At 62.9% G+C, this 24075-nt stretch carries 23 protein-coding genes and 1 CRISPR repeat array; of the genes, 15 read left to right on the forward strand and 8 right to left on the reverse strand.

All coding sequences use genetic code 11. The annotated features are described in order from the left end of the window. Positions 1-305, reverse strand: a 305-nt coding sequence (locus ACEWQZ_RS08800; RefSeq protein ID WP_476482715.1) for a hypothetical protein, incomplete at its 3' end; no start/stop codon positions are given. A gap of 180 nt (positions 306-485) precedes the next feature. Here ACEWQZ_RS08800 and ACEWQZ_RS08805 point away from each other — a divergent pair. Then, on the forward strand, positions 486-944 hold the full coding sequence (locus ACEWQZ_RS08805; protein WP_476482716.1) for an RDD family protein: 459 nt from the start codon (positions 486-488) through the stop codon (positions 942-944). Here ACEWQZ_RS08805 and lptG read toward each other — a convergent pair. From lptG to ACEWQZ_RS08820, 3 genes are read right to left on the reverse strand one after another with little or no spacing between them, the layout of a single operon-like run. Next, positions 931-2040: an LPS export ABC transporter permease LptG gene (gene lptG / locus ACEWQZ_RS08810; RefSeq protein WP_476482717.1), complete on the reverse strand. Its 1110-nt coding sequence runs from the start codon at positions 2038-2040 to the stop codon at positions 931-933. The two genes, ACEWQZ_RS08805 and lptG, sit on opposite strands and share 14 nt — an antisense overlap. Continuing rightward, the gene (lptF, locus tag ACEWQZ_RS08815) at positions 2004-3071 is read right to left on the reverse strand and encodes an LPS export ABC transporter permease LptF (protein ID WP_476482718.1); all 1068 of its coding nucleotides are present in this window, start codon (positions 3069-3071) and stop codon (positions 2004-2006) included. Before lptF ends, lptG begins: the two co-directional genes overlap by 37 nt. Next, entirely contained in the window at positions 3065-3406 is a 342-nt protein-coding gene (locus ACEWQZ_RS08820; RefSeq protein ID WP_476482719.1) for a hypothetical protein, read from the reverse strand. Before ACEWQZ_RS08820 ends, lptF begins: the two co-directional genes overlap by 7 nt. Before the next feature lie 39 nt (positions 3407-3445). Between ACEWQZ_RS08820 and ACEWQZ_RS08825 the strand changes: the two genes are divergently transcribed. The 3 genes from ACEWQZ_RS08825 (at position 3446) to ACEWQZ_RS08835 (ending at position 8401) form a co-directional block, all read left to right on the forward strand. Further along, entirely contained in the window at positions 3446-4939 is a 1494-nt protein-coding gene (locus ACEWQZ_RS08825) for a leucyl aminopeptidase (protein WP_476482720.1), read from the forward strand. A gap of 199 nt (positions 4940-5138) precedes the next feature. Beyond that, positions 5139-5543, forward strand: coding sequence for a DNA polymerase III subunit chi (locus tag ACEWQZ_RS08830; RefSeq protein ID WP_476482721.1), 405 nt, complete (start codon positions 5139-5141; stop codon positions 5541-5543). An 86-nt stretch (positions 5544-5629) separates the two neighbouring features. Continuing rightward, positions 5630-8401, forward strand: a complete 2772-nt coding sequence (locus tag ACEWQZ_RS08835) for a valine--tRNA ligase (protein WP_476482722.1) — start codon at positions 5630-5632, stop codon at positions 8399-8401. Between the two features lie 21 nt (positions 8402-8422). Here the strand turns inward: ACEWQZ_RS08835 and ACEWQZ_RS08840 are convergent, their stop codons facing one another. After that, a complete protein-coding gene (locus tag ACEWQZ_RS08840; RefSeq protein ID WP_476482723.1) occupies positions 8423-9724 on the reverse strand; it encodes an APC family permease in 1302 nt (433 codons plus the stop codon). A 255-nt stretch (positions 9725-9979) separates the two neighbouring features. Between ACEWQZ_RS08840 and cas3 the strand changes: the two genes are divergently transcribed. From cas3 to cas2e, 10 genes are read left to right on the forward strand one after another with little or no spacing between them, the layout of a single operon-like run. Further along, positions 9980-12730 (forward strand): CRISPR-associated helicase Cas3', encoded by a 2751-nt coding sequence (gene cas3 / locus ACEWQZ_RS08845; RefSeq protein ID WP_476482724.1) that lies wholly within the window; start codon positions 9980-9982, stop codon positions 12728-12730. Further along, positions 12727-14316, forward strand: a complete 1590-nt coding sequence (gene casA / locus ACEWQZ_RS08850) for a type I-E CRISPR-associated protein Cse1/CasA (RefSeq protein WP_476482725.1) — start codon at positions 12727-12729, stop codon at positions 14314-14316. The genes cas3 and casA overlap by 4 nt, the downstream gene beginning before the upstream one ends. A gap of 17 nt (positions 14317-14333) precedes the next feature. Then, a complete protein-coding gene (casB, locus tag ACEWQZ_RS08855) occupies positions 14334-14855 on the forward strand; it encodes a type I-E CRISPR-associated protein Cse2/CasB (protein WP_476482726.1) in 522 nt (173 codons plus the stop codon). A 46-nt stretch (positions 14856-14901) separates the two neighbouring features. Then, positions 14902-15957, forward strand: a complete 1056-nt coding sequence (cas7e, locus tag ACEWQZ_RS08860) for a type I-E CRISPR-associated protein Cas7/Cse4/CasC (protein WP_476482727.1) — start codon at positions 14902-14904, stop codon at positions 15955-15957. Then, positions 15954-16736, forward strand: coding sequence for a type I-E CRISPR-associated protein Cas5/CasD (gene cas5e, locus ACEWQZ_RS08865; protein ID WP_476482728.1), 783 nt, complete (start codon positions 15954-15956; stop codon positions 16734-16736). The genes cas7e and cas5e overlap by 4 nt, the downstream gene beginning before the upstream one ends. Then, a complete protein-coding gene (gene cas6e, locus ACEWQZ_RS08870; protein WP_476482729.1) occupies positions 16727-17389 on the forward strand; it encodes a type I-E CRISPR-associated protein Cas6/Cse3/CasE in 663 nt (220 codons plus the stop codon). The genes cas5e and cas6e overlap by 10 nt, the downstream gene beginning before the upstream one ends. A 37-nt stretch (positions 17390-17426) precedes the next feature. Then, a complete protein-coding gene (locus ACEWQZ_RS08875; protein ID WP_476482730.1) occupies positions 17427-17753 on the forward strand; it encodes a type II toxin-antitoxin system prevent-host-death family antitoxin in 327 nt (108 codons plus the stop codon). Next, complete coding sequence (locus ACEWQZ_RS08880; RefSeq protein WP_476482731.1) at positions 17728-18231, forward strand: PIN domain-containing protein; 504 nt, start codon at positions 17728-17730, stop codon at positions 18229-18231. The genes ACEWQZ_RS08875 and ACEWQZ_RS08880 overlap by 26 nt, the downstream gene beginning before the upstream one ends. Positions 18232-18235: 4 nt before the next feature. Further along, on the forward strand, positions 18236-19147 hold the full coding sequence (gene cas1e / locus ACEWQZ_RS08885) for a type I-E CRISPR-associated endonuclease Cas1e (protein WP_476482732.1): 912 nt from the start codon (positions 18236-18238) through the stop codon (positions 19145-19147). Further along, positions 19128-19415: a type I-E CRISPR-associated endoribonuclease Cas2e gene (gene cas2e / locus ACEWQZ_RS08890; RefSeq protein WP_476482733.1), complete on the forward strand. Its 288-nt coding sequence runs from the start codon at positions 19128-19130 to the stop codon at positions 19413-19415. The genes cas1e and cas2e overlap by 20 nt, the downstream gene beginning before the upstream one ends. 93 nt (positions 19416-19508) lie before the next feature. Then, a CRISPR array of direct repeats spans positions 19509-21563; the repeat unit is 29 nt; unit sequence GTGTTCCCCGCACCTGCGGGGATGAACCG. A gap of 111 nt (positions 21564-21674) precedes the next feature. Here the strand turns inward: cas2e and rimI are convergent. From rimI to pssA, 3 genes are read right to left on the reverse strand one after another with little or no spacing between them, the layout of a single operon-like run. Continuing rightward, positions 21675-22154 (reverse strand): ribosomal protein S18-alanine N-acetyltransferase, encoded by a 480-nt coding sequence (gene rimI / locus ACEWQZ_RS08895; protein WP_476482734.1) that lies wholly within the window; start codon positions 22152-22154, stop codon positions 21675-21677. Beyond that, positions 22154-22636, reverse strand: a complete 483-nt coding sequence (locus tag ACEWQZ_RS08900; protein ID WP_476482735.1) for a hypothetical protein — start codon at positions 22634-22636, stop codon at positions 22154-22156. The genes rimI and ACEWQZ_RS08900 overlap by 1 nt, the downstream gene beginning before the upstream one ends. Further along, positions 22636-23415 carry a CDP-diacylglycerol--serine O-phosphatidyltransferase gene (gene pssA / locus ACEWQZ_RS08905; RefSeq protein ID WP_476482736.1) on the reverse strand — a complete coding sequence of 260 codons (780 nt, stop codon included), beginning with the start codon at positions 23413-23415 and terminating at the stop codon, positions 22636-22638. The genes ACEWQZ_RS08900 and pssA overlap by 1 nt, the downstream gene beginning before the upstream one ends. Before the next feature lie 119 nt (positions 23416-23534). On the opposite strand from pssA, the gene ACEWQZ_RS08910 reads away from it, so the two are divergent. Then, entirely contained in the window at positions 23535-23996 is a 462-nt protein-coding gene (locus tag ACEWQZ_RS08910) for a DUF4124 domain-containing protein (protein WP_476482737.1), read from the forward strand. Positions 23997-24075 lie beyond the last annotated feature (79 nt).

The following is a 24075-nucleotide window of genomic DNA, read 5'->3' on the forward strand; positions in this document are numbered from 1 at the left end:
TTCTTCTTGGAAGCCTTCTTCTTGGAAGCCTTCTTCTTGGAAGCCTTCTTCTTGGAAGCCTTCTTCTTGGAAGCCTTCTTCTTGGAAGCCTTCTTCTTGGAAGCCTTCTTCTTGGAAGCCTTCTTCTTGGAAGCCTTCTTCTTGGAGGCCTTCTTCTTGGAGGCCTTCTTCTTGGAAGCCTTCTTCTTGGAAGCTCCCGTAGCTGACGTCGCCGAGGATGTACCGGACGCGGCCGGTGTCGATGCCGTCGCAGTCCCCTGGTCAGACACCTGTTGTTCGAGCTGAGATTCTTCGTTTGTTTGCATGATGCTGACCTCCCGGGGTCGTGATCAAGAAAATCCAACTTTTCGTCCGGCGAGACCGATCGCTCTGCGTTCAGGTCAGGCAACGTCTCGCAGCGCGCTCTACTCTGCCATACTCTGCAGTCTGGTTAAAGGTTTTCAGGCCAGATACTGATCGCATTGCACAGGCATGAAGCAAGGTCCGTGTCAGAACAACAAACAACCATTACAAGCGCAGTTCAACTACCGCCCTGCAGTCTGCTTCGCCGTCTGGCAGCCATGCTGTATGACGGCCTGCTGATCATCGCGCTGCTGATGGTGGCAGCAGCCATCGTCGTTATCCCCGCAGGCGCCGGAGTCAAGGCGGGCACCTTTGCCTTTCAGCTCTATCTGCTGGTCGTGTGGTGGGCCTACTTTGCCACTTGCTGGCGCATGGGCGGGCAGACCGTCGGCATGAAAGCCTGGCGCATAAAACTGATCACGGCCAACGGGCAGCGAATGAGCTGGTCCAGCACCGTGCTGCGGTTTGTGGTTGCAGCGCTTTCGGCGGCACCACTGGGCCTGGGTTATCTGTGGAGCCTGTTCGGTGCGCAACGCCGCAGCTGGCACGACATGGCCACATCGACACGGCTGGTGGTCATGCCCAGGGTCAAAGACGCCTGAGCAGCCACAACCCCAACAACCCGAAGAACAACGCCGGCAGGATCATCAGCAGCCACAGCGGCCCCGGCCACAGCATGGCAGCACCACGAATCAGGCGGCTGATCACGAAGAACATCAAACCAAGCGACAGGCCGACGAACACGCTCAGCCCGCGCCCGCCCTGCCGGCCACCGCGGAAAGAGAACGGCAGGCTGACAAGAATCATGGCCAGCACGTTGAGCGGGAAAAACACCCGATTCCAGAGCGCCTGCCGGTACTGACCGGTATCGAGTTCATTGGCGTCAAGCAGCCCGATCATGCCCAGCAGATCATTGATGGCCAGCAGGCGTGGCTTGCTCACGGCAGAAGAGAACAGGTCGTAACTGAGCGTCGATTCCAGCGACAGCCTTTCCAACCGGCTGGATTGATCCGCCGTGCCAAACACTTCGCGCTGAACAACATCACGAAGCTCCCAGGTCTGTCCGGTGTGGGTTGCTCCTTCGGCACGCAATACCGCCCGGGGCTGAACGCCACCATCGATTCGATAGATGGTGAGATTGCCGAACTTGGGCTGATCCTCGTCCGTCCAGGCCGAATAACCGATACGGATCATCATCTCTCCGTCGCGCAGCCACAGCGCGCCGAATCGACCGAGATGAACCTGCCCGCTTCTGAGCTGATCCCGCTGCGCGTTGGCGCGCGCCTCGAGGTCGGGAATCAGAAACTCCGCCATCAGGAACAGAACAACCAGGCAGGCGCCGACGGCCAGCACCACGCTGCCGAGAATGCGCTCACGGTCGTAACCGGCCGCGCGCATGGCCACCAGCTCATTGCTGCCGGCCAGGCCGCCCAACCCGAGCATGGTGCCGATCAATGCAGCAAACGGAAAAATGTCGTAGAGCCGGCTGGGCAACGTCTGCGCCAGGTAAGCCAGCATCTGCAGCGGGCCATAATCGCCGGTGATGTCCTGGGCCTCGCGCACCAGCTCGATCAGGGTATACAACCCCACCAGAAGCACGGCCACGATCAACACCCACACCAGTACGGTGCGGCTGACATAGCGCCCGAGTATGCCGGCGATCACCACGACCTCCAGTGGCGCCAGAAAAGCGCGCACAGCAGCAGCGTCAGCGCCGCATGAATCGGCCACAGGCCCACACCCTGCATGCTGTCGTGCCGCTCCATGAGAATCAGTCCGCCGTGTACGGCGTTGCTGTACACCAGATAGAGCACCAGCGCCATGACCACGCTGGCATGCCGGCCCTGCCGCGGCCCGCGGCTGGATAACGGCAGCGCAAGCAGCCCAAGCATCAAACCCGCCAGCGGCGAAGCCAGCCGCCAGTGCCACTCACGCCGCTGAGCCGGCGTTTCCGGGGGCCACAGCTGCGGCAGCCGATGGCGGGACTCGCTGTCAATGGAGATGTCTTTCGGCGCTGGCAGCCGCAGCTCGTTGCGCCCGAAACGGATCTCCTGAATGCTGCCGTCGAGCAGGTCAACGGCATGCTGAACCTGGCGACCATCGCGCAGAAGAAGATACCGTTCCTCGTCTTCGCCCGGCAGCCAGAGCTGGCCATGGCTGGCCGTCAGCAGCTGAACGCTGTCGTCTTCCGTGTGCTGGATGAAAACATCGCTGAGCTCGCCGCTGCGTCGCTCGACGCCGCCGACATAAACCGTGGTTCGCCCCTGGTTGAGCCGATCGAACTGCCCGGGGCGCAGCCCCGCCACCATGGCCGTGCGCGCAGCGTCCGCCAGCAGGCCGGCCGAGCGCTCCACTGCCATGGGCGAAAGCCAGCCGGTAACGATCAGCAGACCACCGGCCCAGAACACCGCCGCGGTCGCCACCGGTCGGAAAAGCCGCCGATAGGTCAGGCCGCCGCTGCGCATGATCACCAGCTCGCTGTCTTCCTGCAGCCGCCCCAGGGTCATCAGCATCCCGGTCAGCAAAGCCAGAGGCCCAACCAGAATGGTGGCCTCGGGCAGCCTGAGCACGAGCATCAGCAAAACGCTGCCGCCGGGCAGGTCACCCTGAGCGGCTTCGCCCAGGAGCTCAGCCAGGAACAGCGCGCTGATGACGCCGAGAAACACGGCCAGGCTCAAGAGGCTGGCGAGCAGGCCCTGGCGCAAAACATAGCGCTGAAGAATCAGCATTCAGACCACGCGCGCTGACGGGTACAATGACCCGGAAAACCCTGACCGGCAAAACGCGCGCCAGCTACGGCCCGCGGAAGAAAACCCGGCCCGACGTCGGCAAACACGACCCCGCCAGACAAACTGAAGCGAAACCGGTTGCCGACCAGCGCGATATCTTTCGGGCCAATACCGGAAGCGCGGTGCCGGGCGCCCTTGATGCGCTGGCCGCGCCGCGCCCGTCGGTCCTGGCCAGGGCAACAGCCACCCGGTTGGCGCCATGTCATTTGCAGCGTGTTCCACTGACGCGCTCGGCGCGTATCATGGGCCAGGCTTTGCCAGTCTGCCATCAGCATTCACATTGATCCTTCAAATTCGAGCAGGAAACGCGACTCATGCAGTTTACAACCACCAAAGACTCCGCCACGAACGTGCGCACCGATTGTCTCATTGTTGGCCTGGGTGAAACCGGGCTGGCTGGCCCGCTGACCGAAATCGACCAGGCCAGCGACGGCCTGCTGTCGCGCCTGCACGCCAGCGGCGACCTGCCGGGCAAGGCCGGCAAGACCACGCTGCTGCACGCCGTTTCCGGCATCGAGGCGGCTCGCCTGCTCATCGTCGGCCTGGGCAAGAACGAGAAATTCGACGGCGTAGCTTACGACAAGGCGGTCAAGGCTGCCGGCAAGGCGCTGAGACAGTCGCGAGCAAAAACTGCTCACTGTCTGCTCGCTGACCTGGAAGTCACAGACCGCGGTCACGACTGGAAGGTTCGCCAGGCCGGCATCGCACTGCAGTATGCCGACTATGTCTACAGCGCCACCAAGCAGCCCGCCAGCGACGCGCCGCCGGCAACCGACAGCGTCAGCTTTCCTGACGGCGAAGGCGTCAGCCACCAGCTGACTCTGGCCACGGCCATCGGCGCCGGCGTTCAGCGCGCACGCGATCTGGCCGATCTGCCGCCCAACCTGTGCACCCCCGCCTATCTGGCTGAGACCGCCGAAAAACTGGCCGCTGCGCACGCCGACCTGGAAGTGGAAGTCCTGGAAGAAGAGGCCATGCAGAAGCTGGGCATGAACGCGCTGCTGGCCGTCGGTCAGGGTTCGGCCAACCGCCCGCGCCTGATCCGCCTGAGCTGGAAAGGCGGCAAAGCCGGCGAGGCGCCGCTGGCCATGGTCGGCAAGGGCGTCACTTTCGACACCGGCGGCATCTCGCTCAAGCCGCGCGATCTGATGGAACAGATGAAATTCGACATGGGTGGCGCGGCAGCGACCATCGGCACAATGGAAACCGTGGCCCGGCTGAAGCTGCCGATGAATATCGAGGGCGTGGTCGCCGCCGTCGAAAACATGCCCAGCAGCAATGCCTATCGACCGGGTGATGTGGTTACCGCCATGAACGGCAAGACCATCGAGGTGCACAACACCGATGCCGAAGGCCGCATGATCCTGGCCGACGCGCTGTCATGGACCGGCAAGAACCTCGAACCGCAGACCACCGTTGACCTGGCCACGCTGACCGGCGCCTGCGTGGTCGCGCTGGGCCATCATGCCAGCGGCGTCATGACCCAGAACGACGAGCTGGCCGAGGAGCTGCTCTCGGCCGGGCAGCGCTCGACCGATCGCAGCTGGCGCCTGCCGCTGTGGGACGACTACCAGGAGCAGATCGACTCGCCCTTTGCCGACATGAAGAACATCGGCGGCATGCCCGCAGGCAGCATCACCGCCGGCTGCTTCCTGTCGCGCTTTGCCGAAGGCCAGCGCTGGGCGCACATCGACATTGCCGGGTCGGCCTGGCAGTGGGGCAAGCCCGGATCCGGTACCGGCCGGCCGGTCGGCATGCTGGTCGACTGGCTGGTCAATCGCGCCGGTGGCTGGGACGCCCTCGGCTGACCTTCGACGCGTCCCGGATCGTTGTGACTTCGATGCGAGCGCTGCCAGGTGGCATCACGCAGAGTCGCAGAGGAAACAAAAGAAACTCAAGGATGACTTCGAGTGCTGAAAACGCCCGCCCGACGTATCATCAGGCCCGGGATTCTGTTTTTGACTCCGCTCCTCTGCGGCTCTGCGTGAGAACTGACAAGCTGCAATCATGCGCGTAGATTTCTACGAAATGGGCGGGCGCTTCACCGATCCGCTCTACGTTGCCGGAGTACTGGTCTCCAAGGCCTGGCCAGCGACGCGCGATATTGCCGTCGTCGGCCCGGCCGGCGACCTGGAAAAGCTTGACCGGCAGCTCTGGGAGTTGCCGGAAGGGCGCTTCCTGCCGCATGATCGCAATGGCGAATCCGGAGCCCCCATCCGTCTGCTTGAGCAAGCTCCGCAGGAGGCCGGCATCCTGATCAACCTGAATCCGAGCGCGCCCCTGCCGGGCGGGTACTTTCAGCGCGTGCTCGAAATCGTGCCGCCCGACGAGTCGCTCAAGCAGAAACTGCGCGAACGCTGGCTGGCCTGGAAGCAGCGCGGCGCCGAACTGCAGCACCATGTATTGAAATGACCGCGGGTCATTGCGGGCATGATCCGGCATTTTCCGGCGACCATCACCCAACCGAACAACGATAACGCAAGCAATCGACACACCCCATGGAAAAAACCTACAACCCTGATCAGATCGAGCAGCGCTGGTACCCCTTCTGGGACGAAGCGGGCTGCTTCAGGCCCTCCGGCGAAGGCAAGCCATTCACCATCCTGCTGCCGCCGCCCAACGTCACCGGCACGCTGCACATGGGGCACGCCTTTCAGCACACGCTGATGGACGCGCTGATTCGTTATCAACGGCTGAAAGGCCGCGACACGCTCTGGCAGGTGGGCGTCGACCATGCCGGCATTGCCACCGAAATGGTGGTTACCCGCCAGATCGAGGCCGAGGGCGGCAAGCGCGATGACTACAGCCGCGACGAGTTCATCGACAAGGTGTGGGACTGGAAAGAACACTCGGGTTCGACCATCACCGCGCAGATGCGGCGGCTGGGCGCCTCGTGCGACTGGTCGCGCGAGCGCTTCACCATGAACCCGGATCTGTCCGAAGCCGTCGTCGAGACCTTCGTTCGCCTGCATGAAGAAGGCAGGATCTACCGCGGCCCGCGCCTGGTCAACTGGGATCCGGTACTCCAGACAGCCATTTCCGATCTGGAAGTCGTCAACAGCGAAGAGCAGGGCAAGCTGTGGTCGATTCGCTACCCGCGTACCGACGGCAAAGGTGACGTCATCGTTGCCACCACCCGCCCCGAGACCCTGCTCGGCGACGTCTGCGTTGCCGTCCACCCCGACGACGAGCGCTATACCGACCTGGTCGGCAAGACCGTCGAATTGCCGCTGACCGGCCGCCAGATTCCGGTCGTGGCCGATGACTATGTCGATATGGAATTCGGCACCGGCTGCGTCAAGATCACGCCAGCGCATGACTTCAATGACTACGAAGTCGGCAAACGGCACAGCTTCGAACCGATCAACGTCTTCACCCCCACCGCGGAAATCAACGACAACGCCCCCCAGGCCTACCGGGGCCTGGATCGCGTCGAAGCCCGCAAACGCATCATTGAGGACCTGAAGTCAGAAAATCTGCTGGTCGAAGAAAAACCTCACACCCTGATGGTGCCGCGCGGCGACCGCTCCGGCCAGATCATCGAGCCCTACCTGACCGATCAGTGGTTCGTGAGGATGGACGAGCTGGGCCAGCTCGGGCTCCAAGCGGTCGAGTCCGGCGAGGTCGAATTCGTGCCCGGCAACTGGATCAACACCTACCGTCACTGGATGGAAAACCTCCAGGACTGGTGCATCTCGCGCCAGCTGTGGTGGGGCCATCGCATTCCGGCCTGGTACGACGGCAAGGGCAATGTCTTCGTCGGGCGCAGCGAATCCGAAGTGCGCGCCAAGCATGGCTTGTCCGATGACGTCCATCTCGAGCGCGACGAAGACGTTCTCGAAACCTGGTTCTCCTCGGCGCTGTGGGCATACTCCACCCTCGGCTGGCCCGATGAAGAGCGCATGCAGTCCGAAGGTTTCGAACGCTATCTGCCCAGCTCGGTGCTGATCACCGGCTTCGACATCATCTTCTTCTGGGTTGCCCGGATGATCATGATGACCAAACACTTCACCGGCAAGGCGCCCTTCGAGCAGGTCTACATCACCGGTCTGATCCGCGACCGCGACGGACACAAGATGTCGAAATCCCGCGGCAACGTGCTCGACCCGATCGATCTCATCGACGGCATCGAGCTCGAAGCGCTGGTGGCCAAGCGCACCGACGCCATGATGCAGCCGAAAAAAGCCGAAGCCGTGGCCCGGGCCACCCGCGAGGAATATCCCGACGGCATCCCGGCCTTCGGCGCCGATGCGCTGCGCTTCACCTTCGCCGCCCTTGCCGGTTACGGTCGCGACATCAAGTTCGACCTGGGCCGCTGCGAAGGCTACCGCAACTTTCTCAACAAGCTCTGGAACGCCGCGCGCTTCACCCTGATGAACACCGGCCAGGAAGAAAAGCTGCCGGTCCCGGCTGAACACGACCATGACGTGCTCTCGCGCTGGATTCGCTCGCGGCTGAGCCGCACCATCGAAACCGTCGACGCCGCCCTGGCCGACTATCGCTTCGACCTGGCCAGCCGCGCGCTCTACGACTTCGTCTGGCACGAATTCTGCGACTGGTATCTGGAGCTGGCCAAGCCGGCCCTGGCCGACGACGCCGATCAGGCGACCGCCCGCGCCACACGCTACACCCTGGCCACCGTACTCGAAGCGACGCTGAAGCTGCTGCATCCGTTCGTGCCCTTCGTCACCGAAGAAATCTGGCAGCGCGTACGCGTGCCGGCCGGCAGCAATGCCGACACCATCATGGCCACCCGTTGGCCCGAACCCGGCCAGATCGACGAAGCAGCGGAACACGACGCCGAGTGGCTCAAGACCGTGATTTCCGCCATCCGCTCGGCGCGCACCGAACTGGGCCTGGCGCCCGGCAAACCGATGCCGCTGATGGTGCAGCTCGGCAGCGACGACGACTTCGAGCGCCTCGAACGCTTCGGCTCGCTGATTCAGCGCCTGGCGCGCATCGAGTCCATAGAACGGGTTCCCGACGAACGCGACAGCGGCGACTGTGCGGTGGCCCTGGCCGGCAACCTGCGGCTGCTGATCCCCCTGGCCGGCCTGGTCGACATCGGCGAAGAACTCGCCCGGCTCAACAAGCAGCTCGAGCGCGAACGCAAGGGTCTGACGCAAACCGAAAGAAAGCTGGCCAACGAGCGCTTCGTCGACAACGCCCCGGCCGAAGTCGTTGACCGCGAGCGTCAGCGCCTGGACAAGCACAAGGCCCGAGTGGCCGAGCTCTCCAACCAGGTCAAAAAGCTCGAAGCACTGGCCTGAACAGGTGCCGGCATCAGGGGTTCAGCGCCGCCAGCGCATGCCCCAGAACACCGCGGTGCCCACCAACAGCACCGCCGCGGTGGCGAGAATGGAATCGAGGCTGATCTGCACCAGCAGCAGCCCGCAGGCGCAAAATGCAATCACCGGGATGGCCCAGCCGCCGGGCAATCGAAAACCGGACTCACCGGTCTGGCTGCCCGCCGCGCGCAGTCGCGGCATGGCACCGATGCAGGCCATGTAGATCAGCACCCGCACCAGCGCGCTCATCGCTGCCAGCCACAGAAAAGAACCCACTACCGACAACAGCAGTGTCAGCACGGAAAAGAAAATGATGGAGTTGGCCGGCGTGCGATAGCGGCCGTGCACCTGCCCGAGCCAGTCCGGCAGGTTGCCATCGCGCGCCAGAGCATAAGTCAGCCGCGGTGCTGAAATCATGGTGCCGGCAACGTTGCCGCCCACCGAAAGCACCACGCCGGCAGTCAACAGGACGGCGCCCGTGGGCCCCATGAGCACAGCAGCGACATCAACCAGCGCGCGCTCGGACGTGGCCAGATCGGGCAGGGCCGCCACGCTGATGGCCTGAATCAGCACGTACAACGCGGTGGCCACCGCCAGCGCTCCGAACAATGCCAGCGGCATGGCCCGTCCCGGCATGCGCACCTCGCCGGCCGGCACCAGCGCCGACTCCCAGCCAACAAAGGCATAAATGACCAGCAGGGTCGCCGCGCCAAGGTCACCGCCGACCGGCAGCGGTGCGGCCGTCACCGCCCGCACCGACGGCGCCAGCCACGACAGCCCGGCCACCACCAGGGCCAGCAGCGGAATCAGCTTGAATATCGTCAACACGCCCAGCGAGCCCACAGCGCGCCGAACGCCGGTGACATTGACCCAGCACAGCAGCCCGAGAATCACCGTCAGCAGGGCAACCCGAACCCAACCCTCGCCGGCGGGCGGCCACAGGTAGGCAACCGACACGATCAGCAGATTCAGGTTGGCCGCATAAGCGGTCAAGCGAGCAATATAGAAAGCCCAGCCGGTCTGAAAACCGGCAAAGCGACCAAAAGCGGTATCGATATAACGAATGGGACCGCCGGTGTGCTCGAAGCGCGAAGCAATCTCGGCAAAGCACAGCATGATGAAGCCCAGCACCAGCGCGCAGACCACGAACACCAGCGGGCTCCATGCGCCCGTCAACGCCGCAGCACCGGCAGGCACCCCGAAAATACCCGCTCCGATCATGCCGTTGAGCGCCAGCAAACCAATACCGACCGCACCAAGCTGCCGATCGAGCCCCTCGTCGCCTGACTGTTGCCTGTTTCTCATCGCGTGCTCACGGACCATTGACCGCAGCAGTATAGAGGGCAACTGCCGTATGCAGCCAGCCCGGCGGGGCCCGTCAGAACCGGGCGCCTGAATCGGTCATGGTTTGATTCCGGTAACCGGCTCTGTTAATTTTTACAGGCACAGGCGTAGCAATGGGGATTGCCAATCATCGCTTTCGAGCCCGTCGGATTCTCAGGTTTTGAGAATCCGGCGGGCTAGCCTGACTGCAGATTGAAGGCGCGAAAGGGAGGTGCCGTGCCAGACAGCACGAAACTGAAGCACTACTGGGGCAAGGCGGGAGAAGGTTCCGAGCACCATCCGCTAGCTTGTCACCAGCTCGATGTAGCCGCCACCGGGATCGCGCTTCTTGAAGCGATGCCGCGACTCAGGCAGCAGTTTTTGATCGTCAGCGGCCTGCCCGATGCACTACTTGAAGGCTGGGTCGGGTTTTTCCTCGCCATTCACGACCTCGGCAAGTTCAGCAGCGCTTTCCAGCAGCTGAGAGGTGATCTTTGTCCGCAAGTTGAACCAGCCTACTTCTATACGATTCGCCACGACACACTCGGCTACATTGCCTGGCGGAAGCTCTTCGCCTACGACGAAAAGCTGCTGAATCGCCTCGCATCCTGGGGCGAAGACGAATCGGATGAGAGCGATCCACTCGATCTTATCGATACCTGGGTGCAGTGCGTGACGGGACACCACGGCCAGCCCCCACTGCAGAAATCCCGAACTCCGCTGTCTGAGCACTTCAGCGCGCAAGATCAGACCGCTATCCGTGAATGGGTCGAAATTGCCGCCGATGCCTTTCTGCCTGCGCCGCCCGTTGATCTCGGCGCCACACTCTCCTATGCAATCAATCGACGTCACGATACCTCCTGGCTACTGGCCGGACTGTGCACTCTGGCTGACTGGCTGGGCTCCAATCGCGAACACTTTCCCTTTCAAACCATGCCGCAGGATCTGGGGCAGTATCTTCATCAGCAAGCGCTGCCGCAGGCGCGCAAGGCAATCGTGGCCAGCGGACTCGCGCCTGTTGATGCGGCAGCCTTTCCGGGCATTGAACAACTCTTCGACTACATTAGTGAGCCAACACCGCTGCAGGCGGCCTGCCTTGAACTACAGCTGGAAGATGGGCCGCAACTTCACATTCTTGAAGATGTCACCGGCGCGGGCAAGACGGAAGCGGCATTCACTCTGCTGGCGCGGTTGATGGCCGCTGGGCAAGCCGACGGCGCCTACATCGCGCTACCCACCATGGCCACCGCAAACGCCATGTACGGGCGGACGGCCAGCGTTTATCGCCAGCTTTTCCACGCGCAGGGTCAGCCGCCCTCGCTGGTCCTGGCTCACGGCTCACGCCGCGTTGACTCGCGGTTCAACAACAGCCTGATTCACCCGCATCAATTGACAGGAGAAGGTGAGTACGAGCGTGACGAGCTCGACGCCGAAGCGCGCTGCAACGCCTGGCTGGCCGACAACAACAAGAAAGCGTTGCTCGCTCACCTTGGCGTCGGCACTATCGACCAGGCACTGCTGGGGGTACTGCAGTCGCGGCATCAATCGTTGCGTTTGCTGGGCCTGGTCGGCAAGGTTCTCCTCGTCGACGAGGTGCATGCCTCGGACGACTACATGCACACTCTGTTGTGTCAACTGCTGACGATGCATTCACGCGCCGGAGGCAGCGCCATACTGCTCTCGGCCACCTTGCCAGCCGCCATGCGCGACGAGCTCATCGGCGCCTGGGGCGGTAAAGTCCACTCGCTGGAGTCGGAAGAAGGCAAGCGCCCTTATCCCCTCTTGACCAGTGTTGTACCCGCAAGATCGCCCGACTACCGCCCGGTTTCAACTCGCCCCAGCGTGCGCCGCAAGCTGCAATTTCGCCTGATAAACGAAACAGAGCAAGCCAGCCGCTGGATCTTGAACCAGGCCGAACAAGGGCGCTGCGTGGCCTGGGTGCGAAACACCGTCAACGACGCCATCGAAGCCTGGCATACGCTTGCATCCGTTCTGGGCGAAGACCGGGTGACGCTGTTCCATGCCCGTTTTGCAATGGGCGATCGCCTGGAAATAGAACGCACCGTACTGGACGCTTTCGGCCCCAAAAGCACCGAAGCCGACCGGCGCGGCCAAGTGGTGGTTGCCACCCAGGTCATCGAACAATCTCTGGATCTGGACTTCGATGAGATGGTCAGCGACCTGGCCCCAATCGACCTGCTAATCCAGCGGGCGGGCCGTCTGAAAAGACATCGACGTGACGCCGATGGCAACCGTCTCGGCGACGATGGCTCCGACGATCAGCGCAGCCGCCCCTGCATGCATGTGCTGTCACCAGAGCCAGACGAAGCCCCGGGGAAACAGTGGATGCGGCAGCTTCTTCCGGGCAGCGCCGCAGTCTACCCCGACCATGGCCAGCTATGGCTGACCGCTTGGGAGCTGGCCCGGCGCCAGACCCTGCGCATTCCTGAAGACTTGCGCGACCTGATCGAGTCGGTCTACGGCGATGAGGCCTTCGAGAAAATCCCCGAGGCCTTGCGCTCGAGCAGTCAAGAGGCCGAAGGCAAGGCCTACGGCGACCGCAGCATGGCGCGCCTGAACGCCATCAAACCCGCCATCGGCTACCGGCGACAGGGCGGCCAGTGGCTGGATGAATCGATCACGCCAACGCGCCTGGGCGAACCAACCGTGACCGTTCGATTGGCCCGCTGGCACCAGGGTGAACTCACACCCTGGTGCGAAGCCGACCAACATGCGTGGGCGCTCTCCGAAGTCCGGCTGATCGCAAGAAACTTTGGTGAACCAATGATCGACGACCACTCGCTGGCCGATGCCATGGAGCAACTGCGAAAAACCTGGCCGCGGGCGCTTCAGAACCAACCGATCCTGCCATTTGCCCGGATCGACGGGCAGTGGAAAGCACAGATCAGATCGACCAGCGGCGAAAGCACTCAATTCCGATACAGCCCCGACTTCGGCCTGAGCAGAGTCGAAAAGGAGAATGCATGAACCTGATCACCACCCCCTGGATCCCGGCCCGGCGACGCGATAGCCGATCGACCGAATACATTCACCCTTGGCAACTCACTGAAGGCCACGAGGACAACCCGATCGTGGCGATCGATTTCCCTCGCCCCGATCTGAGCTCCGGCGTCGTCGTTTTTCTGGTTGGGCTATTCCAGCTCGCCATGACACCCGGAAATAACCTTCGCTGGCATCGCAACTACGAAGAGCCGCCCAAACCGCAGGAACTGGAGACCGCGCTGAAGCCCTGGCGCGATCATTTTCAGGTCGACGGCGACGGAGCGCGCTGCTTTCAGGACCTGGAACTGGCGGATGAGGATCCGCGCCCGATCAGCGCCCTGCTGATTGACGAGCCGGGCGGGCAGACACTGCGGCGCAACTCCGATCTGTTCATCAAGCGGGATCAGTTCCCGGGCCTGGGAATCTCCGCCGCTGTGGCGGCGCTTATCACGATGCAGTCCAGCGCGCCGGCCGGCGGCAAGGGGCATCGCACGTCGCTGCGGGGAGGCGGCCCGCTCAACACGCTGCTCGTTCCCGACCCACACAACGACGAACTCGCACCCACGCTTTGGCGCACGATCTGGCTCAACGTACTCAACCGCGACGAGGTCGAGTCCCTGAGCGGCAACCCCGCGCTCGATCAGCCTGAGTCCATCCTGCCCTGGCTGGCGCCCACCCGCACCAGCGAGCGCGATAGCGGCACAGATACTTACCCCGAACATGCCCATCCCCTGCAGATGTATTTCGCGATGCCCAGGCGCATCCGCCTCGAGCTGGAAGGCCTGTCAGAGGGCCCCTGTCCCCTGACGCTGCGCGAAGAACCCCTGGTGAGCCATTACCAGACCCGCAGCTACGGGGTCAATTACCAGGGGGCGTGGCAGCATCCGCTCTCCCCGCACCGCTTCGACAAGGACGGCCAACCGATACCCCTGCACCCGCAGCCGGGCGGCATCGGCTACCGCCACTGGCTGCACCTGACCCTGGGCAGCCCCGAGGGCGCCAGGACCCGGGTGCAACCGGCTGCCGTGATGGAAGCCGCGCAGGGCAACCGTAAGGACAAGCGACGCGTCCTGGTCTGGTCCTTCGGATTCGATATGGACAACATGAAGGCTCGCGGCTGGTACGAGTCCACCATGCCGGTCCTGCACATCGAACCCGAACACCTTGATGAGCTGGCCAGCCGCACCGATGCGCTGATCGATTCCGCCCAGCAGATCAGCTCGAAACTGCGCCAGGCCGTTCGCAAGGCCTGGTTCAGCGATGGCGCAACGGTCAGCGGCGACTTTTCGGTGATTACCCAGAGTTTCTGGCACAACACCGAATCGGCCTTTTTCGATCAACTGGCACAGGAACATGCCGCACTCGAACACCGCAGCGATCCGCCGGATAGAAGAGATTGGCTGAAACGCCTGAGCACTGAAAGTCTCCGGCTGTTCGACCAGTTCGCTGCCAGCGGCAACATCGCGTTCGAAAACCCGAAACGTATCGCCCTGGCCAGACGCAATCTCATCAAGTTCAACGCTAAAAAGTCGATCAAGGACAAGCTGCATATCGGCAGCCGCGCCGCTTGAAACCAACGAGGTCCAACATGAATCAGCCCGAAAAGCAATCCAGTGAGCAAAGTCAGAAACAGGAAAGGCCGATAGAGCACCAGCGCCTGCTCGAATGGTGGCGCGCGCTGGAAGAAAATCGCGGCGACCGCGCGACCCTGCGCCGAGCCTCAAGCGTCCAGCAGGTGATCTTCAATCCAGGATTTCACCGGCTCTGGCACAAGCTTCGCGATACACGCTGGAACCGATCTGAGCGGGTGGCGCTGATTGCCGCCCTGGTCGCAAGAATCAAACACAACGATACGCACAAGCCCTTTGCCGCCCAGCTGGGCGCGCCGCCAAAAGGACGCGAAAAGGCGGCCCTGTCCGGGCTGCGCTTCAGGCGCCTGCTGCAGAGCGAGCAACCCGACGACCTGCTGCAGGCCTGCTCCCGCGCAATCGCCATCCGGGGCGGACAAGCCAATATCACCAGCCTCGCCGAAAGCGTCTACTGGTGGAACGACGGTGCCCGGAAGCAGTGGGCTTTCGATTATTACGACGCCAATCCGTCTGCCGACTGAACACGCTTTCAGCAACCCGACTCACTCATTCCAAGGGAGAACCAAAATGAACCGTTTCATGCAACTGCACCTGCTGACCAGCTATCCGCCGTCCAACCTCAACCGCGACGACCTGGGCCGCCCCAAGACCGCAGAAATGGGCGGCGCTCAGCGGCTGCGAATTTCATCGCAAAGCCTCAAGCGCGCCTGGCGCACATCCGGCGTCTTCGAAGAAGCCGCCAAGGGCCACGTCGGCACCCGCACCAAGGAAATGGGCGCGCGAATCTGCAAGCGCCTGCTCGAGGGCGACGTTGCAGAAAAGAAGGCCCGGGACTGGTCGCGCAAGATCGCCGAACAATTCGGCAAGCTCAAGCGGACCAAGGACGACGACAAACCCGAGGGTCTCGAAATCGAGCAGCTTGCCCACTTCAGCCCGGAAGAAATCGAACAGATCGACAAGCTTGCCGATATCTTGATCGAGCGCGGCTCCGAGCCCACAAAGGAAGAACTGACGCTGCTGCGTGAAAAGCCGGCAGCCGCCGACATTGCCCTGTTCGGCCGCATGCTCGCGGCGAGCCCGCGCTTCAATGTAGAGGCCGCCGCCCAGGTCGCACATGCCATCACTATCCACAGAGTTGCCGTTGAAGACGATTTCTTCACCGCCGTGGACGACCTCAACGAAGGCATCGACGATGTCGGCGCCGGCCATATGGGAGAAACCGAATTCGGCGCCGGCCTGTTCTACCTGTATGCCTGTGTAGATCGACATTCACTGCTTGAAAACCTCGGCGGCGACGAGAAGCTGACCGAGCGGACGCTGGCCGCGCTTGTTGAAGCTGCCGTCAAGGTCTCGCCCACCGGCAAGCAGAACAGCTTCGCCTCGCGCGCCTACGCCTCCTTCGCGCTTTGTGAAACCGGCGATCAGCAGCCGCGGTCACTCTCGGTGGCCTATCTTCAACCCGTTGGCGGCACCAGGCTGCTCGAAGAAGGCATCAAACGCCTGAAAGAAACCCGCGAGCGGATGAATCAGGTCTACGGCGACTGCGCTGACCGCCAGAGCTCCTTCAACACGCTCTCCGGCGAAGGCAGCCTGAACGAACTCATCGAGTGCGCCACGCAATGAGTAACGACAACCGCTATCTGCTCTTTCAGCTCTACGGGCCGATGTCGTCATGGGGCGATGTCGCGGTAGGCGAGTCCAGAGTTTCGGCCATCCTGCCCGGTCGTTCGGCATTGCTGGGCATGCTGGGCGCAGCCGCAGGACTGAAACGAACGAACGAAGAGCAACTCGCCTCGCTTTCGGCCAGCGCCCGGTTTGCCGTGCTGGCACTCAGTACCGGGCACTTCATGCGCGACTACCACACCGTTCAGGTGCCACCGGCCAGCGCACTGAGAAGACGCCCGTCCCGCACCCGGCGCGACGAACTGGCCGTGCCCAAAAGCGATCTGGGCACCATTCTTTCATCGCGTGACTACCGCGGCGATGGCCTGTACCGCATTGCGGTCGAAAATACCGGTCGCGGCGGCTTCAGCCTGGAGCGCCTGCAGCAGGCCCTTCGCAAACCGGTCTTTCCGCTCTACCTCGGCCGCAAGGCCTGCCCACCTGCCCTGCCGCTGCAGCCACAGATCATTGCAGCCGGCAGCGTGCTCGAGGCGTTTCAGAAGGCCGCTTTCGAGCATCCCGAAACCTGGCTGACCGCTCTGGTGCGCGGAGGACGAATCCCAGCGCTGGATCAACCGCCCTACCCGCTGACCTGGGAAGACGGCATGAATGCCGGCGTCGGCGCACTGAAAACCACGTTGCGCCGCGATCATCCGCGCACGCGCCGCCGCTGGCAGTTCGATGAACGCCTCGAACACCAGGCAACGTTGCCGAACCTGGAGGAGAACCCATGTACCTGAGCCGAGTTCAGGCTTCCAGCCAATCCGATCAACTGCGCCGCCTGGCACACATCGCCGGCGGCGGGCAATATCGCATCCACCAGGCGCTCTGGAATCTGTTCGACCGCGACCCCGATGCCTCGCGCGACTTTCTCTATCGCCAGGAAGGTCAGGCTGAAAAGCTGTCCTTTCTTGTCCTTTCAAGGCGCAGGCCCGGCGATAGCGAAGGCCTGTGGGCGATCCAGACCAAGGCGTTCGCGCCCAGGCTCCAAACCGGCCAGCGCCTGCGCTTCTCCGTTCGCGTCAACCCCGTCATCAAGCGTCGCGATGAGTCCGGAAAGCAGATACGCCACGACCTGGTGATGGATCTTCGGAAACGAGACCCGGACGCGGACACGAGCCAGGCCGAGCTCGTACAGCAGGCCACGCGACAATGGCTGAGCGCACGTGCCGAACCAAACGGCTTCGCCCTCCACAGCGACAGCCTGATCGGCGAGGCATACCGGCAGTGGCGCTTCCGCGGCAAGGGTGGACGCTCGATTCGCTTCAGCTCCATCGACTGCACCGGGTTCCTGACAATTACAGACGCCGAGCGCTTCCAGGCCTTGCTGGCCACCGGCCTGGGCCCGGAAAAAGCCTTCGGCTGCGGCTTGTTGCTGATTCGCCCGGGTTGAATTATGCTATCAATTGATGGCACAAAAAGGAGACAGCATGGATACCTTTACCGTCCGCGATTTGCGCGAGCGAACCGGCGAGTTGATCCGAGACGCCGAATCAGGAAAGCTGTCGGTCATCACCAAACATGGTCGGCCGGTGTTTCTTGCCGTGCCGTTCGACGAGCTGCTGGTTCGCGAGGGCATCGGCCTGGTCTTGGCCGTGCGCCTGTTCCAGCAGGCCGAAATTTCCCTTGGCAAGGCAGCGCGCCTGGCGAGCATGGATCGGCAGGAATTCATGACCGAGCTTGCCCGGCGCAGCATCCCGGTGACTCATCAATCCGAGACCGAGCTCGAACATGAGCTCGAGCAGTTCAACTCCTGAGGTCGTTGCCGATGCCGGACCGATTATCGCGCTTGCCAGACTGGACCTGCTGGCCATTCCCGGGGCGATTTTCGGCAAGGTTTTCGCCACCGGCGTTGTAATGGATGAGTGCCTCGCCAGACCCCAGCACGCCGAATATCGCGCAATTCGAAAGGCCCTGGATCGCGGGCAACTTCTGCTGGTCGAATGGCATGAATCGCTGCAGCCCTCGATGTGGAACCTGGACCTCGGAGAAACCAGCACCATCGACCTGGCGGCAATCATGCAAGCCACCGTGCTGGTTGACGACCTGGCTGCCCGGCGCACTGCCCGCAAAATCGGGCTGAACGTTATCGGGACCTGCGGATTGCTGCTCGAAGCCAGGCGCCGCAATCTTATCGAGGCGATCAGGCCGCCGGTCGAAAAGCTGGCGAAATCCGGCTACTACCTGAGCGAATCACTAATCGAAACCGCCTGCCGGCTGGCCGGAGAACCATGAAATCATGCTGCCACCGCTCAAGCCCATTGCCATGAAAGAACGCATTTCCATGATCTTTGTCGAGAAGGGTCAGATCGATGTCCTTGACGGCGCCTTTGTTGTGGTCGACGAAACCGGCGTGCGAACCCATATTCCGGTCGGCAGCATCGCCTGCATCATGCTTGAGCCAGGCACACGAGTTTCCCACCGGGCCGCAGCGCTGGCTGCGCGAGTCGGCACCCTGCTGGTCTGGGTCGGCGAAGCCGGCGTGCGCCTCTATGCCTCCGGCCAGCCAGGCGGCGCACGTGCCGACCGTCTTCTCTATCAGGCGCGCCTGGCGCTCGACGAGAAAACACGTTTGAGAGTGGTCCGAAAGATGTATGAAATGCGCTTCGGCGAAGCACCGCCGTCGCGCCGAAGCGTAGATCAGTTGCGCGGAATTGAAGGTGCCAGAGTGCGGGAAACCTACAAGGCGCTGGCAGCAAAGTACGGCGTCAAGTGGAGCGGTCGGCGCTACAAGCCCACCGACTGGGACGCCAGCGACACCCCCAATCTCTGTCTGTCAGCAGCGACCGCCTGCCTCTACGGCATCACCGAGGCTGCCATCCTGGCCGCGGGCTACGCACCGGCTGTTGGTTTCATCCACACTGGAAAACCACGCTCGTTCGTCTTCGATGTCGCTGACGTCTTCAAGTTCGATTCCGTCGTACCGGTCGCCTTCCGCATTGCCGCCAAAGCGCCCCGGGACGCAGAACGCCAGGTGCGGCTGGCCTGTCGGGACGTATTCAGAGAAACCAGGCTGCTGGGCAAGATCATTCCGGCAATCGAAAAGATGCTGGCGGCAGGCGAAGTGGGCAAGCCCGAGCCCGGAGAAGGATCGATCGGGCCGGCATTCTCCGACGGCAAGGGCATGGGCGATGCTGGTCATCGTCACTGAAAACGTCCCGCCAAGGCTGCGGGGAAGACTCGCCGTCTGGCTCGTGGAAGTGCGAGCCGGCGTCTACGTCGGTAATCCGTCGAAACGACTGCGCGAGTTTATCTGGGAGCAAACCACCAACGGCGTGGAAGAAGGCAATGCCGTTATGGTCTGGCGAACAGCCACCGAGTCCGGCTATGATTTCGCCACCGTTGGACAAAACCGTCGCACCCCGGTGGATTTCGACGGCTTGAGATTGGTGTCATTTCTGCCCCAGAAGGATCATTGACAAGATGCAATCTGCTTCTGCAATACGCGCAAAAAAGCTGGTGAAATTTTCGGGTCGGAAATTTTCCTGACTTTTCAAGCAGATAGAGAAAGAGTGTTCCCCGCACCTGCGGGGATGAACCGTACTATAGGATTTAGGGGGGGGGCGATTTAACGTGTTCCCCGCACCTGCGGGGATGAACCGGTAATTGAATATGCGAAGTATATTAAAGTCATGTGTTCCCCGCACCTGCGGGGATGAACCGGTCTAAAACAGAAAAAAATTAAGACTAAATTAAGACTCAAGAAGTGTTCCCCGCACCTGCGGGGATGAACCTTCAAAAAGATCGTGGACTGATCTTTCGCTTACGTGTTCCCCGCACCTGCGGGGATGAACCGGTATCGCTCGCTGATCTTCGGCAAGGCAAGATGTGTTCCCCGCACCTGCGGGGATGAACCGGAATTGGCGGCTTTTCGCAGCTCAGATACAACGTGTTCCCCGCACCTGCGGGGATGAACCGGACGCCGCCTTAGCGCAGGCCGAGGATCTGTAGTGTTCCCCGCACCTGCGGGGATGAACCGTTGCTGGTGGTCTGGACGCCGCTGTTTTGGAGGTGTTCCCCGCACCTGCGGGGATGAACCGGCGTGGGCTTGCAGAAGCACCTGGTGCGTGTCGTGTTCCCCGCACCTGCGGGGATGAACCGCTGTCTCCGAGGTCGCCGTTGCTGTCGAAGATGTGGTCCCCGCACCTGCGGGGATGAACCGCACCACCCCAGCCACAAGCGCAATCGTCCAACGTGTTCCCCGCACCTGCGGGGATGAACCGATGATGGGCGTCATCACCGAAGATGCCGCCGCGTGTTCCCCGCACCTGCGGGGATGAACCGTCAATCGGGTAGAGAGTCGCCGCCGAGCAGTGGTGTTCCCCGCACCTGCGGGGATGAACCGCGCATGGAACATCCCGTCGGTGTATTCCACGCGTGTTCCCCGCACCTGCGGGGATGAACCGTCGGGCTGAGATCGGGCGTCCAGGTCGTCGAGGTGTTCCCCGCACCTGCGGGGATGAACCGGCTCTCCTGCCATATATAGGACCAGTGCGAACGTGTTCCCCGCACCTGCGGGGATGAACCGGCGACCATGTACTCGTGACGCTTCCACTTTTTGTGTTCCCCGCACCTGCGGGGATGAACCGCTCTGGAAGCGCATGGGCCTGGCCGTCATCAACGTGTTCCCCGCACCTGCGGGGATGAACCGTAACCACCGCCTGAGTCACTGTCGATAGCAGGGTGTTCCCCGCACCTGCGGGGATGAACCGGAGAAACGCAATGAAGGTTACTGCCGTATTGCGTGTTCCCCGCACCTGCGGGGATGAACCGGGCGATAGCGTTGCGGCGTGACGGTTACCAGTGTGTTCCCCGCACCTGCGGGGATTAACCGCGCCTACGAGCAGATGATCCAGGCCCAGCACCGTGTTCCCCGCACCTGCGGGGATGAACCGGCGGCGTAGTTCGCTGTCCAGCCCCAGAAAAAGTGTTCCCCGCACCTGCGGGGATGAACCGAATGCGGCCATCGCGGAACTGAATTATGACGAGTGTTCCCCGCACCTGCGGGGATGAACCGTCCTCCCCTCGTTACCGTTCCAAATCGTCTGGAGTGTTCCCCGCACCTGCGGGGATGAACCGTTCTGTATGGGCTGGGAATCGCCATAGACCCGGTGTTCCCCGCACCTGCGGGGATGAACCGTCAGGTTATGCCGGTCTACATTGCCGGGAGTGGTGTTCCCCGCACCTGCGGGGATGAACCGTGACGGCTCAGCCTGCTCAGTGTCCCGATTTCGTGTTCCCCGCACCTGCGGGGATGAACCGGTCGGCGAATACCAGGACCGCAACGGCGAAACGTGTTCCCCGCACCTGCGGGGATGAACCGGCTATCACCGATGTTCAAGCCAAGCCTGCGGAGTGTTCCCCGCACCTGCGGGGATGAACCGAACCAATCAGATTTTCTCACCACGGACGCAATGTGTTCCCCGCACCTGCGGGGATGAACCGCATCCGAGGGAGAGCTAACCCGAGATGAGGCAGTGTTCCCCGCACCTGCGGGGATGAACCGTCAGAATTCCGCAGCCAGTGCCCGACAATCGAGTGTTCCCCGCACCTGCGGGGATTGAGCTGCACAGCAGCATGAACCGTGAAAATACAGTCGCTGAACGAACCGAAAGGCTTAGGGCACTCTCAATGTTCTGCCAGCGCCGGCCGCACGATTCCGGGCGGGACGGGGAGAATCACCTCTCCGGCCCACAATCGATATGCAACACCATCACCATCGCGTCTTCGCGGCCCTGTTCGGCAGGATAGTAGCCGGGGCGGCGGCCGATGACGCGGAAGCCGCAGCTTTTATAGAGGGCCACGGCGATCTTGTTGCTGGGACGCACTTCCAGAAAGAGACGGTCGGCGCAGCCGACCTGCGCTTCGCGGATGACGTGCTCGAGCAGCAGCCTGGCCAGACCCGCGCCGCGCTGGTCGGGGTGAATGCAGATGTTGAGCAGGTGCGCTTCATCCAGGGCATGGGAGACGATGGCGTAGCCGGCCAGCTCGCCGTCGTTGAGCAGCACGCGACAGCGGTAGCCCACGCGCAGGCAGTCCTGAAAGATGCCGCGTGTCCAGGGATAGGGGTACGACGCCTTGTCGATCTGTGCCACCGCGTTGAGGTCGCCGCGCTGCATGGCGCGGATATCCACGCGCGGCGATATGACCGCCGACATCAGTCTTGCAGCGCTATCGACAGCGTTTGCCACAGGCGCCGCCGCGCCTCGGCGCTGGTGGCCAGCTGCGCAAGATCAGGGGCCAGATGCAGGCCTGATTCGACCGGGGCGCTGCCGAACACGAGCACGTGCTGCACGCCGCGGGAGCCCAGCTCGTCGAGGGGCACGCCGGCCGAGTCGGAGTGAGCCCACTGGCCGAAGCGGCAACGGGCCGAACCAATGGTTGCCTGGATATCGCCGAGCAGCACGTCATGGCGCCCGTCCCAGGGCGCGTCCTGAACGAGCAGCCAGTCGCCGCTGCCCGATGCCATGCGAACCCGGGGGGCGGCAGCCGCTTGCGCTGTCGACCCGGCGACGGGTTCGGCAGCGGCGTCGGCGGGCGGTTGTGCTGTTCGGTGGCGCGCACCCCGACGATCGCGGCGCAGCCACACGTCGATGCCCAGGGCCGCGAGGCGCTCGCGCGAGGCTGACGTGAGCGTCATCAGCGATCTCCTTCGCGCCGGCGGCGCAGGCGCTGGCGGTTGCGGCCGCGGATGGTGACCACCGGCCCGGAAAGCACGTAGAGAATACCGACGGTCAGCAGTACGGCGGGCAGATCGATGGCCAGCAGCACCAGCAGCACCAGCAGCAAGAACAGCCAGGCGAAAGGCACGCGGTCGCCGCGCGGCCTGGCCTTGAAGCTGAAATAGCGCACCCGCGAGACCATCAGCGTGCCCAGCAGGATCGTGACCACGAGCAACGGCCAGGACATCAGCTCGGGGTTGATCTGACGGTCGTCGGAAAACCAGACGATGGCAACCAGCATGCCGGCGGCAGCCGGGCTCGCCAGCCCCTGGAAATACAGCTTGTCGGCAACCCCGGCCTGGGTGTTGAAGCGGGCCAGCCGCAATGCCGCGCAGGCGGCAAAGAAGAAAGCGCCCAGCCAGCCGGCCTTGGCGGCCACGGTGCCGGGATCGCCCAGCGCGTCTAGCGCCCAGGTAAACACCAGCACCGCCGGTGCAATACCGAACGAAACCATGTCGGAGAGGGAGTCGTACTGGACACCGAACTCCGACTGGGTGCCGGTCAGGCGCGCCACGCGGCCGTCCAGGCCGTCGAGCAGGCCGGCGATGAGGATGGCGATACAGGCCGATACCGGCTCGCCGCCGATCGCTGAAACGATAGCGAAGAACCCGGCCATCAGCGCGCCGGTGGTCAGCGCGTTGGGCAGCAGGAAAGCGCCGCGGGCGGGGGAGTGTTCGGATTGATCGTCGGCTGCCATGCCTCGGACATTCGCATCGGCTTGAACAAACCCAAGAATAGCATCTCCCCCGGAACTTGCGTTGGCCCGGATACTGCGGCAAAGTCGGGGCGCAAGCCCCTTGCTCGAGGAAAAGACGCATGCACAAGGCAATCATCAGCGCTCTGCTTGTGGCTGGATTGATCGGCCTCATGGCCGCGGCGGAGGCAGCAGCACAGGACCAGACGATCTACAAGTGGGTGGACGCGGAAGGGGTGGTCCACTATGACGCACGACCACCGGCCGACGGCAACTATGAAGAGATCGACATCAGAACCCGCGAGGCGGTGAATTCCGGCAGCGGCAATGGCGAGGCCCCGGCCGACGCGCAGCAGGCTGAACCCGAGCAGGCGCCGCCCGGGCAGGCAGCCACGGAGCCGGCGGGGCCGGACCCCGAGGTTGTCGCCGAGCGCTGCAAGCAGGCGCGTGACAATATGGAAAAACTCAACCAGCGCAACAACCTTCTGGTCCGCGACGCTGATGGTGAAGCGCACGTGATTACCAGCGAGGAGCGCCAGCAGATGCTGGACGAAGCGCAGAAATTCGTCGACGAGTGGTGCTGAAAACCGAATGCCCGGCTACCGCGAGCCGGGCCGGGGCTGCAGCCGACCACGCTCTTTCCTGCTGCCGGCGCAAATCCCC

This window comes from Wenzhouxiangella sp. YN1 (assembly GCF_056324145.1).

Excerpts from the sequence above, each read along its gene's own strand:
- lptF (WP_476482718.1), bottom strand. The coding sequence starts at position 3,071 with ATGCTGATTCTTCAGCGCTATGTTTTGCGCCAGGGCCTGCTCGCCAGC.
- ACEWQZ_RS08820 (WP_476482719.1), bottom strand. The coding sequence starts at position 3,406 with ATGCTGATGGCAGACTGGCAAAGCCTGGCCCATGATACGCGCCGAGCG.
- ACEWQZ_RS08825 (WP_476482720.1), top strand. The coding sequence starts at position 3,446 with ATGCAGTTTACAACCACCAAAGACTCCGCCACGAACGTGCGCACCGAT.
- ACEWQZ_RS08830 (WP_476482721.1), top strand. The coding sequence starts at position 5,139 with ATGCGCGTAGATTTCTACGAAATGGGCGGGCGCTTCACCGATCCGCTC.
- ACEWQZ_RS08835 (WP_476482722.1), top strand. The coding sequence starts at position 5,630 with ATGGAAAAAACCTACAACCCTGATCAGATCGAGCAGCGCTGGTACCCC.
- ACEWQZ_RS08840 (WP_476482723.1), bottom strand. The coding sequence starts at position 9,724 with ATGAGAAACAGGCAACAGTCAGGCGACGAGGGGCTCGATCGGCAGCTT.
- casA (WP_476482725.1), top strand. The coding sequence starts at position 12,727 with ATGAACCTGATCACCACCCCCTGGATCCCGGCCCGGCGACGCGATAGC.
- casB (WP_476482726.1), top strand. The coding sequence starts at position 14,334 with ATGAATCAGCCCGAAAAGCAATCCAGTGAGCAAAGTCAGAAACAGGAA.
- cas7e (WP_476482727.1), top strand. The coding sequence starts at position 14,902 with ATGAACCGTTTCATGCAACTGCACCTGCTGACCAGCTATCCGCCGTCC.
- cas5e (WP_476482728.1), top strand. The coding sequence starts at position 15,954 with ATGAGTAACGACAACCGCTATCTGCTCTTTCAGCTCTACGGGCCGATG.
- cas6e (WP_476482729.1), top strand. The coding sequence starts at position 16,727 with ATGTACCTGAGCCGAGTTCAGGCTTCCAGCCAATCCGATCAACTGCGC.
- ACEWQZ_RS08875 (WP_476482730.1), top strand. The coding sequence starts at position 17,427 with ATGGATACCTTTACCGTCCGCGATTTGCGCGAGCGAACCGGCGAGTTG.
- ACEWQZ_RS08880 (WP_476482731.1), top strand. The coding sequence starts at position 17,728 with ATGAGCTCGAGCAGTTCAACTCCTGAGGTCGTTGCCGATGCCGGACCG.
- cas1e (WP_476482732.1), top strand. The coding sequence starts at position 18,236 with ATGCTGCCACCGCTCAAGCCCATTGCCATGAAAGAACGCATTTCCATG.
- cas2e (WP_476482733.1), top strand. The coding sequence starts at position 19,128 with ATGCTGGTCATCGTCACTGAAAACGTCCCGCCAAGGCTGCGGGGAAGA.
- rimI (WP_476482734.1), bottom strand. The coding sequence starts at position 22,154 with ATGTCGGCGGTCATATCGCCGCGCGTGGATATCCGCGCCATGCAGCGC.
- ACEWQZ_RS08900 (WP_476482735.1), bottom strand. The coding sequence starts at position 22,636 with ATGACGCTCACGTCAGCCTCGCGCGAGCGCCTCGCGGCCCTGGGCATC.
- pssA (WP_476482736.1), bottom strand. The coding sequence starts at position 23,415 with ATGGCAGCCGACGATCAATCCGAACACTCCCCCGCCCGCGGCGCTTTC.
- ACEWQZ_RS08910 (WP_476482737.1), top strand. The coding sequence starts at position 23,535 with ATGCACAAGGCAATCATCAGCGCTCTGCTTGTGGCTGGATTGATCGGC.